The organism is Deferrivibrio essentukiensis, from assembly GCF_020480685.1.
Classification (GTDB): domain Bacteria; phylum Chrysiogenota; class Deferribacteres; order Deferribacterales; family Deferrivibrionaceae; genus Deferrivibrio; species Deferrivibrio essentukiensis.
This window is the reverse complement of record NZ_JAJAFU010000001.1, coordinates 1-11,577: the sequence shown is the minus strand read 5'-3', so window position 1 is coordinate 11,577 and position 11,577 is coordinate 1. Positions and strand designations below refer to the sequence as shown.

Sequence of the window (11,577 nt, the reverse complement as noted above, 5' to 3'; positions counted from 1 at the left end):
ATCCTCCTTACTTCATTAAGGGGGTACAAAGGGTCAAGAATATACTAAAAAAGGCCTCTAATCCTTATTCGGTAGAGGCCTGAATATTTATACTCAGCCCTCTTATCTACCCCTGCACTTCAGGGCGGGACTTAGCACCTGACGTTAAAAACCGGTTGCTGTGGCTTCAGCGGGCCCGTTCCCTCTGCCACTCTCGATAAGAGATAACTGTAAATAAATGGTATTAACATGATTGTCAATCAATTTTCTTTATTGCCGTTACCCAATTTTTTGCACACCTGAGTAAAAGTTTGATTTTTTCTTTTATTTAGCCACTGGGGGCACAGATAACGACGGAAAATTCGTTATATTATTTTTTAAATTTTAAATATTTTTCTCCTCACCACTCAGTCTGCTCTTCTGGCTAATCATCTTTTATAACTGCAGTAAGTGCAGACAAATATAGCGCTATCTAATTTTACCCCTTTGATGTCTTGTATAAGTTTACCTTAAAATACTAAATTCTTGTAAAATAGAGTGATTTCAATTTTTTTATGAGTGCATTAATTGACTTTTATTTTGAAATTGATTAAAGAATACTTTTTTGGGTACTACCAACAATAAAAAACCCGGCTTTCAGCCGGGTTTTCATTAATAGTATTTATATTTTTCTTGAAGTTTTCTAACAAGCTTCTGCTGCTTACGACGAGCCTTAAGAATTTTCTTTCTTCTAACTTCCGTTGGCTTTTCGTAATAAGCATGCTTCTTGATCTCTCTAATAAGACCTTCTCTTTCAACTTTTTTCTTGAGAAGCCTTATAGCGAAATCTACATTGTCGCCTTCAACTTTTACAACTGCGTTAGTAGCCAAACTAATCACCCCTTTTATTTTAATATAACTTTACTTAACACTTCATCGATTGTTTCAACCAAATGGAAGCAGGTTGTACTCTTAACATCTTCGGGTATTTCTGTCAAGTCCTTTTTATTTTGAAGAGGTAAAATAATCTCTTTTATGCCATTCCTGTGGGCAGCCAAGACCTTTTCTTTTATCCCTCCGACAGGGAGCACTTTCCCTCTTAGTGTTAATTCCCCGGTCATTGCAAATTTTAAGTTTACATGCTTTTCGGATAATGCTGAAATTATGGCTGTGGCCATAGTTATACCGGCTGATGGTCCGTCTTTAGGCACAGCACCTTCAGGGACATGTAAGTGTATATCATACTCTTTAAACATATAACCAGGTATATTAAAAGATGAAGCTCTGCTTTTGGCAACAGAGTAAGCAATCTGTGCAGACTCTTGCATCACATCTCCGATGTGCCCCGTGATAATAAGTTTACCGTTTCCTTCAAATACAGCAACTTCCGTCTGAAGAATCTCCCCGCCAAAAGGTGTCCATGCAAGCCCGGTAGCAACCCCAATCCCTTTATCTTCCTTGTATTCTTCTGTTCTAAATTTCTTAAGTCCAAGAATTTTTTCGATGTTCCTGCTTGTAACTTCTACTTTTGTAACCTTTGGGTCAGATACAATCTTCTTGGCTGCTTTTCTGATAGTTGAGCCTATCTCCCGTTGCAAATTTCTTACCCCTGCTTCCTTAGTGTAGTGTCTGATTATGCTCATAATTGCACTATCAGTTATTTTAACCCTGTCGTCATCGAGCCCGTGCTCTTTTAGCTGCTTAGGAATAAGAAATTTCCTTGCAATATTGTATTTTTCTTTCTCGGTGTAACCTGAAATTCTTATTACCTCCATCCTGTCAAGCAAAGGATGAGGAATCGTCTCAAGGCTGTTAGCTGTCGTAATAAAAAATACTTTCGATAAATCAAATTCAACTTCTAAATAGTGATCAACAAATGTTGAATTCTGTTCGGGATCAAGCGCTTCTAAAAGTGCTGAAGCAGGGTCACCCCTAAAATCAACTCCAATTTTATCAATTTCATCAAGCAAAAAAACAGGATTCATACTGCCTGCTTTTTTCATTGACTGTATTATCTTACCTGGCAAAGAGCCGATATATGTTCTTCTATGCCCTCTTATTTCTGCCTCATCTCTAACACCCCCAAGACTCACTCTGACAAAGTTCCTTCCCATTGATTCTGCAATGGATTTTGCAAGAGAAGTTTTACCCACACCCGGAGGTCCAACAAAGCATAAAATAGGCCCCTTAAGGCTCTCTGAAAGCTGTTTAACCGCTAAAAATTCCAATATTCGCTCTTTAGGTTTCTCGAGCCCAAAATGATCCCTTTCCAGTATCTTTTCTGCATTATTTATATCAAGTTTATCTTCAGTGTATTCATTCCAAGGTAAAGAAATAATCCAGTCAAGATAGTTCCTTACAACAGTGGCTTCAGAGCTCATCGGTGGCATTGCTTTTAACTTTTTTAGCTCTTTAAGTGCCTTTTCCCTTGTCTGCTCATTAAGTTTTAAAGAATTTATTTTGTCTTCCATCTCTTGAAGATCAGCTTTCAGATCTTCGTCCCGCCCAAGCTCTTTGTTTATTGCCTTTATCTGCTCATTAAGGTAATACTCCCTCTGAGCTTTTGTCATTTGAGCTTTTACTCTCTGCTTTATTCTCTCGTCTATCTTAGAAATTTCAATTTCTGTCTCAATTATTTCAATCAGTTTTTCAATCTTACCATCCAATTCATCTATCTCAAGTACCTCCTGCAGCTCATTTATCTTTGTAGCCACATTGGAAGCAACCATATAAATAAGCTTTGTTAAATCTTTAACTTCTGAAATTGTTTCAAATAACTCCTTTGGAACTTTACCAAAACGTTTAATATATTCGGAAAATGTCTTTAAAAGGCTTTCCCTTAGAATTTCATTGATGCTATCATCCTTGGTTATCTCCTCAAGCTTCTCGACAGTAACATAGTTACAATCAATATCTTCAGTAAAATCAATTATTTTAGCCCTATATAACCCTTCCACTAAAACCTTTACAGTCCCATCCGGAAGTTTTAATGTTTGCAGTATTTCGGCAACCACACCAACCTGATAGACATCTTCCTTTTTGGGGTTCTCACTGTCTGCTTTATTTTGCAGTGTCAAAAATATCTTTTTATCTGTATCGTTAGCTATCTCAACCGCATTAAGAGACCTTTTCCGTCCTACAAAAATAGGAGTTATCATTGTTGGAAAAACCACAATATCTCTCAAAGGGATTAACGTATACTGTTCCATATACACTTTCTCCTTTTAAACTATTGGCGCTAAGAGACAAAAAAAGGCGCTTAAAGCGCCCCCTTATGCTGATTCTTTTTCGTTTTCAAAAATTAGTATTGGTTTACCCTTTTTATTTACCGCATCTTCATTTATGACACATTCCTTCAAACCTTTCATTGAAGGTATGTCATACATAATATCTATCATTATATCTTCCATAATAGACCTGAGACCGCGGGCACCTGTTTTTCTTTCAATCGCTTTCTTGGCAACAGCCCTTAGCGCACTATCTGTAAAACTTAGCTTTACATCATCAAACTTAAAAAACTCTTCATACTGTTTGACAATTGCATTTTTAGGCTCTTTTAAAATCTTAACAAGCGTTTCCTCTGTCAAATCATCAAGCACTGCAACCACAGGAAGCCTTCCTACAAATTCAGGAATAAGCCCATACCTGATCAAGTCCTCAGGTTGAAGATTTTTGGTAATCTCGGAGAATTTCATCTTACTCACATTAACAGACTTTGAATTAAAACCAACTGCCTTTTTACCTAAGCGTTCTTTAATAACCATATCAAGCTTATCAAATGCACCACCACAGATAAAAAGTATATTGGTTGTATCAACCTGTATATATTCCTGGTTAGGATGCTTACGTCCACCTTGAGGTGGAACATTTGCAACAGTTCCTTCAACAATTTTTAAAAGCGCCTGTTGAACACCTTCACCACTTACATCTCTCGTTATCGAAGGGCTGTCTGTTTTCCTGGAAATTTTATCTATCTCATCGATAAAAATAATCCCTTTTTGTGCTCTTTCAACATCGTAATCGGCAGCCTGTAGAAGCTTTAAGACTACATTTTCAACATCCTCACCCACATATCCTGCTTCAGTTAATGTTGTAGCGTCAGCTATTGCAAAAGGAACATTAAGTATCCTTGCAAGTGTCCTAGCAAGCAATGTTTTACCAGTACCTGTCGGCCCAATCATCAAAATATTTGATTTTTCCAGCTCCACTTCTGTCTTCTTAGAGAATAATATTCTTTTATAATGATTGTAGACAGCAACGCTCAAAACCTTTTTAGCCTCATCCTGGCCTATGACATACCCATCAAGAAGTTTTTTTATTTCTTCAGGTTTTAAAAGTTTTATATCACCTGTATTGCTTGTTTCTAAAGCTTCTTCACTTAAAATATCATTGCACAGTTCCACACACTCATCGCAGATAAAAACATCCGGCCCTGCAATAAGCTTTTTTACTTCATCCTGCTGTTTGCCGCAAAAAGAACAATACAGCATTTCTTTTTTCTTACCCATATTCACCTCACAAACAAAAAAGGGACTTTTTCCAAATGCTCAAAATAAGTTAATTAAACTTATTTTCAACCCCTTTTTGTTATAACCTCATCTATAAGCCCATACTCTTTAGCCTCAAGGCTGCTCATAAAGAAATCTCTGTCACTATCATATTCAAGTTGTTCAATACTCTTACCTGTTGCCTCTGAAAGTATTTCATTTAATATCATTTTCAGTCGCAGAATTTCTTTGGCCTGAATCTCTATATCCCTTGCCTGCCCTTGAAAACCACCAAGTGGCTGATGGATCATTATTCTCGCATTTGGCACAGCAAATCTTTTACCTTTTGTCCCTGCTGCCAGAAGCACAGCACCCATACTGGCTGCTTGACCAAGACAAATTGTTGATACATCAGGCTTTATATATCTGATAGTATCATAAATCGCAAGTCCACTGGTAATTACACCGCCAGGGCTGTTGATATATATATAAATATCTTTGTCCGGGTCTTCTGCCTCAAGAAACAAAAGTTGAGCAATTACCACATTAGCCACATTGTCATCTATAGGAGTACCAAGAAAAATTATTCTGTCTTTTAAAAGCCTTGAATAAATATCGTAGGCTCTCTCTCCACGCCCTGTTTGTTCAATTACATAAGGTACATAATAGCTCATTTGACCACCTTTATTATTCAGCTTTTTCCTCGCCATCTTCGGTTATATTTTCTTCCTTCTTATCGACTATCTTTTCTTCAACTTTATTTTCCTTTTGGAGAAATTCAAAAATCTTCTCAGTAAGAACATTATTTTCTACATTTCCAATTACTTTCCTATCAGTAAGCTCTTTTTTATACTCTTCAAAATCTCTTTTCATTCTTTCTGCAACTTCTTTTATCTTCTCATCAATGTCCGATTCTTCCACTTTAATAGATTCAAGTTCAGCAATTTTGTTCAAAATGAGTGCACCTTTTATCTGAAACTCAGCTCTTTCTTTCATACTTTCAGCTACCTGATTGCGATTAAGTCCCAATGCTTCCGGAGATACTCCATACATATATTGATACTGCTGTAAAGTCTGATCAGCAAGCCTTAGTGCTTGGTCATCAATCATAGACTGAGGGATTTCAAATGGATTCTCATCGGTAAGCTTCTTTAAAATATCATCATAAAGCTTCTCTTTTGCCATCATATCTACTTCGTATTTTAAATCTTCTTCTACTTTTTTTCTCAAATCTTCTAATGTTTCACACTCTTCATCCACATCTTTTGCAAAATCATCATTAAGCTCAGGGACGGACTTTCTTTTTACCTCTTTTACGGTAATATCAAATATGGCCACTTTCCCGGCTAAAGATTTCTCATGATAATTGTCAGGGAATTTTACTTCTACTGCCTTTGTTTCACCCTTTTTCATACCAAGAACACCATCTTCAAAATCCTTCAAAAAGGTATTGCTTCCTACAACAATAGATTGATCTTTTGCAGACCCCCCAGCAAATTCTACCCCATCAACTTTACCTACAAAATCAATTACTGCCATATCGCCTTCAGCAACAGCGTAATCATCCTCTGCGGGTTCAAAAGAGGTGTTTTTCTCTCTTATCTGCTCTATAACTCTATTTACATCTTCTTCTTTTACCTTTTCCACTTCCTTTACAAACTCAAAGCCTTTATACTTTTCTACTTTTACTTCAGGATAAACATCTACATATATTTTAAAAGTAATTGGCTCACCCTCTTCAAATTTAACATCTTTCACATTAGGAGTACTTAAAGGTGTAATATTGTTTTTTGTAATCGACTCATGGACGCTATTGTTTACAAGCTTTTCAAGTGCATTTACACTAATTTTGTGTTTGTACTCTTTAATAACAATTTCTTTTGGAGCTTTCCCCTGTCTAAAGCCAGGAATTTTGACATTTGGCTTTATTTTATTGTACTCAGCCTCAAAAGCTTCCTCATACTTTTCATAAGGTATTTCTACCAACAACTCTTTTTGTGACTTTTCTGCATCATTAACTGTAACTTTCATTTTTTTCCCCTTTCTATTTCATTTTTTGATTTTATAAACCCAGAATTACTATTGTATAAAACGCGATACTATGCACAATCAGTAAACACACCTTAATTTCTTACTAGCCTAAGTGTTAGATTATATAGAAAAATATTATGAATGTCAATCTCTGCTTGGTGTATAAGCCTAGCCTACTTGCAGTCTATCTCAAAACCGGTAATTTCAATGAGTTTTCTCAACATACCCTCTACAGCTTTATCCGCAAGCTTGTAGCAGATTGTTGTTCCCTCTCTGCGTCCCTCAAGGATACCCTTGCTCTTCAAAAGAGAAATATGCTGGCTTGTTGTAGCTTGTGGAATTTTCAACCCGTCACAAATTTTACTTACATTACACTCATTTTCCATCAACCCTATCACCATTTTAAGACGTGCAGGATGCCCTAAAACCTTTAATTTTTCGGCAAACTCATTTAACCATTTCTCGTCCATACCAACTCCTAAAATAAACTATTTCTCACTTATAAACTATAATTTTTAAGTTTTGTAAACAAAATTTATTCAATTTGCAGTTTTTTATGGTAAATTTTATTTTATGTGATATAATTTATATACAATAGCCTAAATGGGAGGTTAATATGCAAAAACTTATACGAATCGAGCCTTCTAAATGCGTGGGGTGTAAAGCTTGCGAACTTGCCTGCTCATTTAAGAATTACGGAGAATTCGCGCCAAGTAAATCAAGAATCTACAATGAAGTTTTTCTTGAAGAAGCAAAGTTTATTACAGTTACCTGTATGCAGTGTGATGAGCCGTGGTGCCTTAAAGCATGCCCCAAAAATGCCATTTCCAAAGATGCTACTTCAGGCGTTGTTACCGTTGATCACAATAAATGTGTTGGCTGCCGCACTTGTGTAAGTGCTTGCCCTTTTGGAATGATAAAGTATGTTCCTGAGATTGGAAAAGTAGATAAATGCAATCTTTGCGGAGATGACTTTCCTGAATGTGTAACTTTCTGTCCTACTAAGTGCTTAACTTTCTCTGAAGAGGACAAACCACTTCGTCAAAAAATACTAACTTTTGCAAAAACAATGAAAGAAGGGCAGATGGAGGTGTAATATGGCTGGATGGGCAGGAAAAATTTTAAGAGTTAATTTAACAAAAGGGACATGCCAAATAGAAAATCTTAATATGGATTGGGCCAATAAATTTATAGGGGGAAGAGGTTTAGCTGTCAAATATTTGACAGAAGAAATTAAGCCTAATATCGATCCGATGTCGCCGGAAAATAAACTAATTTTTGCAGCTGGCCCTCTTACAGGAACTTACGGAGCTGCAAACGGCAGGTATATGGTAATAACAAAATCCCCACTAAGCGGAACTATTGCAAGTTCAAACTCCGGCGGATACTTCCCAAGTGAGCTCAAATATGCCGGCTTTGATATGATCATTGTCGAGGGGAAATCGCCAAAACCAGTATATTTAAAAATTTATAATGATAAATGTTCACTCGCAGATGCATCTCACTTATGGGGGAAAACTACCGGTGAAGTGGAAGATATTATACACTCAGAATTTCATGGTGATGCAAAGATTGCATCCATAGGCCCTGCCGGTGAAAATCAGGTAATGTTTTCATGTATAATTAATGACAAACATAGAGCTGCTGGAAGAAGTGGCGTGGGTATGGTAATGGGTTCTAAAAATTTAAAAGCAATAGCTGTAAGAGGTACAGGCGGGGTTAAAGTTGCCGACCCTAAAGCTTACAGAAATGCTGCATTAAAAGCCTATTCTATGTTAAAGCAAAACCCTGTAACTTCTGAAGGTTTACCAGCTCTCGGCACAGCAATTTTAGTAAACGTAATAAATCAAAGTGGCTCCTTACCAACAAGAAATTTTAAGGAAGGCGTTTTTGAATCTGCCGAAGCAATATCGGGCGAAACTTTAGCCGAAAAATATTTGAAAAGAAATAAAAGTTGCATGGGATGTATTATCGGATGCGGAAGGGTTACAAAAGTTGTCGATCCTAAGTACGGATATGCCGGGGAGGGGCCTGAGTACGAACCAATTTGGGCACTTGGCGCAGACTGTGGAATAAGTGATTTAGCTGCAATTTCAAAAGCAAATTATATTTGTAATGAATATGGGATGGATCCAATTTCTCTTGGGGGTACCATTGCTTGCGCAATGGAGCTATACGAGAAAGGCTTAATCAAAGAGGATGAAGTGGGCTTCAAACTCAATTTTGGAAATGCCGAAGCTCTTATAGCATTAACAGAAATGACTGCCAAAGGTGAGGGGTTTGGGAAAAAAATCGCCCTTGGTTCATATAGGTTAGCTGAGCTTTACAAAACAAAAGAGCTGTCCATGTCTGTCAAAAAACTTGAATTTCCTGCTTATGACCCAAGAGGCATACAAGGGATGGCACTAAATTACGCCACTACTAACAGGGGTGCTTGCCACGTAAGAGGCTATATGGTCTCTCCTGAAATATTAGGTTTACCTGAAAAACTTGATCCTCAAGAAACAAAAGGTAAAGCAGAGTGGACTAAAACATTTCAAGATTTTACTGCGGTAGTTGATTCAACAGGAATATGCTTGTTTACTACATTTGCATTAGGAGTCCCGGAATTTAAAGATTTTCTCAATGCTGCTTGCGGCTTCAACCTTACAGATGAAGATGTGTTAAAAATTGGTGACAGAATATGGAACTTGGAAAGATTATTCAATTTAAAAGCGGGCATTGACCCTGCTCAGGATACTCTTCCTAAACGTCTTCTTGAAGAACCACTACCTGATGGAGCGATGAAGGGAAATGTTGCAAAACTTAATGAAATGCTCCCTGAATATTACAAATTAAGGGGTTGGGAAAACGGGGTGCCTACAGAGGAAAAATTAAAGGATTTGGGACTGTAAACTTAATAATAAAGGTGGCATAAAAGCCACCTTTTTCTTGAGGTTTGGCAATGGAAGTGTTTGATATACTAATAATTGGAAACAGTGCTGCCGGCATAAGTGCCATCAAATCTATTCGTAAACATAATAAAACCGTTTCTTTGGGAATAATTGACAGAGAAAATTGTCCTGCTTATTCAAGAGTAATGACCCCTTATTTTATTGGGAAAAAATGTTCAAGAGAGTCCTTATATCTTACCGATGAACAGTTTTATAAAGACCTTAATACTACCACTTTTTTTGGACTCGAAGCTGTTGAATTAAACACAGAAGCTAAATATGTAATTTTAAGTGACTCAAGCAAAGTTTATTTTGACAAATTGATAATTGCTACTGGTGCGGAAGCAACATCCATAGATATTTTATCTGACAGGTCTACTGTATTAAGGCATATGTCCGACGCGGATAAACTTGACAAACTACTAAGTGGTGCAAAAAGTGTCACCGCGATAGGTGCAGGGCTTGTAAGTATACCGGTATTATCTCATTTAAAAGATGATGTGGAGAAAAATCTAATAGTTGGCTCAGGCAGAATATTTAGCAGAGTCCTTGACAAAGACGCTTCATTAATCCTTGAAGAAAAACTAAAATGCAAGGGGCTAACTATTTATAAGAATGACGATATATCGTCTTATAAAGATAATGGTAAATTACACATTAAACTCAAATCAGGAAAAAGTGTGGATACCGACGTCCTGTTAATTGGAAAAGGTGTTACACCAAATATTCAACTTGCTTTAAAGTCAGGTATTGATTGCAATAATGGAATATTAATAAATGAATACTGTCAAACAAACATTGACTTCATTTATGCAGCAGGAGACGTGGCTGAAGGCAATGATTTTATAACAGGGGAAAAGACTATACAGGGCAACTGGATTACAGCAATAGAGCAAGGTGAAATAGCTGGACTTAATTCAATAGGAATAAAAACCAAATATGAAGGTAGCTTAAAGAATAATACTACTGAAGTTTTCGGCTATGACCTCGCAGTAATAGGATACTTCAATGATGATGCACCAAAAATTAAAACATTTTTTAATGAATTTACCGGAATTTATAGGAAAATTTTTTTAGATTCGGATAACAGAGTCATAGGTATCACATTGCTAAACAATACTAATGAAGCCGGAATATATTATGATATGATAAAAACAAGAGAAAGATTTCCAGAAAGCCATTTATTATCAAAACATAATACATATGCACATAAGTTGTATAGGATTTCCTAATGATAAAAGTTAAATTTTATGGGACACTACAAGCGCTGCTAAAAACAAAGGAAATGTCAATTCCCTATTTCTCTGAAATGGACGTAAAACAACTCTTAATCATATTGCAAGAAAAAATAAAAATTGACTTCAAAAAAAAATTAGTTGACAATGACGGTAAAATTATCCCCGGTACAATAATCTTAGTCAACAAACAAAATATCTTTCATCTTAATCTACTTGAAACACAATTAAATGAAAATGATGAAGTAGTTATATTTCCACCCGGTGCTGGAGGATAACTTATTAGCAGATATAGTCGACAAATCGTATACTGGTCTGAAGAATTTCAGAATTTACTGTTTAAACAGTCCGTTTTTGTCGCAGGAATAGGGGGACTCGGGTGTATAGTTGCAGAATCTTTAACCAGGGCAGGAGTAGGTACTATAATCATTTGTGATTCTGGAATAATTGACGAATCAGACCTCAACAGACAATCATTATATAATGAAAATGATTTAGGAAAATACAAAGTAGATATAGCAAAATTAAAACTTAACGCCATAAATTCAAGTTGTAATATCATAAAAATAAATACAGCAATTGATAAAAATTTTGTGTTTGATTTCAAAAACGTAGTTGTTTTTGACTGTTTGGATAATTACACCTCCAGAAATATACTTTATAATAAGATTCCTAAAGACATCTACTTTATCCATGCAGGTCTTGATGCTTATATAGGGCAAGTAATCACTTTATTAAAAGGAAAATCTAAAAATTTATCGGAAATATTCGCCGGACTAAATGATAAAAAAAATATCCCTGTCACGCCTGATGCCGTTCATATTATATCTGGAATAATGGTCAGAGAATACTTTAATATTCTAAAAAAAGAACCAAAACTTTTAGAAAAATTTCTGATAATTAACTTTGAAGAACTTAGTTTAGATTACTTAT

General features: G+C 36.0%; 11 protein-coding genes and 1 riboswitch. Of the genes, 5 read left to right on the top strand and 6 right to left on the bottom strand.

Going from position 1 to position 11,577, the window contains the following annotated elements; translation table 11 throughout:
* Positions 1–99: 99 nt before the first annotated feature.
* Positions 100–203, bottom strand: a riboswitch (SAM riboswitch).
* A 427-nt stretch (positions 204–630) separates the two neighbouring features.
* The 6 genes from rpsU to LF845_RS00030 all read right to left on the bottom strand — a co-directional run bounded on the left by rpsU (position 631) and on the right by LF845_RS00030 (position 6,946).
* Complete coding sequence (gene rpsU / locus LF845_RS00055) at positions 631–858, bottom strand: 30S ribosomal protein S21 (RefSeq protein ID WP_242818939.1); 228 nt, start codon at positions 856–858, stop codon at positions 631–633.
* A 5-nt stretch (positions 859–863) separates the two neighbouring features.
* On the bottom strand, positions 864–3,167 hold the full coding sequence (lon, locus tag LF845_RS00050; RefSeq protein WP_242818938.1) for an endopeptidase La: 2,304 nt from the start codon (positions 3,165–3,167) through the stop codon (positions 864–866).
* A 63-nt stretch (positions 3,168–3,230) separates the two neighbouring features.
* A complete protein-coding gene (clpX, locus tag LF845_RS00045; RefSeq protein ID WP_242818937.1) occupies positions 3,231–4,466 on the bottom strand; it encodes an ATP-dependent Clp protease ATP-binding subunit ClpX in 1,236 nt (411 codons plus the stop codon).
* Positions 4,467–4,531: 65 nt separating this feature from the next.
* On the bottom strand, positions 4,532–5,119 hold the full coding sequence (gene clpP, locus LF845_RS00040) for an ATP-dependent Clp endopeptidase proteolytic subunit ClpP (RefSeq protein WP_242818936.1): 588 nt from the start codon (positions 5,117–5,119) through the stop codon (positions 4,532–4,534).
* A gap of 13 nt (positions 5,120–5,132) precedes the next feature.
* A complete protein-coding gene (tig, locus tag LF845_RS00035) occupies positions 5,133–6,476 on the bottom strand; it encodes a trigger factor (RefSeq protein ID WP_242818935.1) in 1,344 nt (447 codons plus the stop codon).
* A 173-nt stretch (positions 6,477–6,649) separates the two neighbouring features.
* Positions 6,650–6,946 carry an ArsR/SmtB family transcription factor gene (locus tag LF845_RS00030; RefSeq protein ID WP_242818934.1) on the bottom strand — a complete coding sequence of 99 codons (297 nt, stop codon included), beginning with the start codon at positions 6,944–6,946 and terminating at the stop codon, positions 6,650–6,652.
* Between the two features lie 146 nt (positions 6,947–7,092).
* Here LF845_RS00030 and LF845_RS00025 point away from each other — a divergent pair, with 146 nt between their 5' ends.
* The 5 genes from LF845_RS00025 to LF845_RS00005 form a co-directional block, all read left to right on the top strand.
* Positions 7,093–7,572 carry a 4Fe-4S dicluster domain-containing protein gene (locus LF845_RS00025; protein WP_242818933.1) on the top strand — a complete coding sequence of 160 codons (480 nt, stop codon included), beginning with the start codon at positions 7,093–7,095 and terminating at the stop codon, positions 7,570–7,572.
* Between the two features lies 1 nt (position 7,573).
* Positions 7,574–9,370 carry an aldehyde ferredoxin oxidoreductase family protein gene (locus LF845_RS00020; RefSeq protein ID WP_242818932.1) on the top strand — a complete coding sequence of 599 codons (1,797 nt, stop codon included), beginning with the start codon at positions 7,574–7,576 and terminating at the stop codon, positions 9,368–9,370.
* 50 nt (positions 9,371–9,420) lie between these two features.
* Entirely contained in the window at positions 9,421–10,641 is a 1,221-nt protein-coding gene (locus tag LF845_RS00015; RefSeq protein ID WP_242818931.1) for an NAD(P)/FAD-dependent oxidoreductase, read from the top strand.
* Positions 10,641–10,922 (top strand): MoaD/ThiS family protein, encoded by a 282-nt coding sequence (locus tag LF845_RS00010; RefSeq protein WP_242818930.1) that lies wholly within the window; start codon positions 10,641–10,643, stop codon positions 10,920–10,922. Before LF845_RS00015 ends, LF845_RS00010 begins: the two co-directional genes overlap by 1 nt.
* Positions 10,923–10,925: 3 nt before the next feature.
* A partial coding sequence (locus LF845_RS00005) for a HesA/MoeB/ThiF family protein (protein WP_341352883.1) occupies positions 10,926–11,577 on the top strand: 652 nt, incomplete at its 3' end.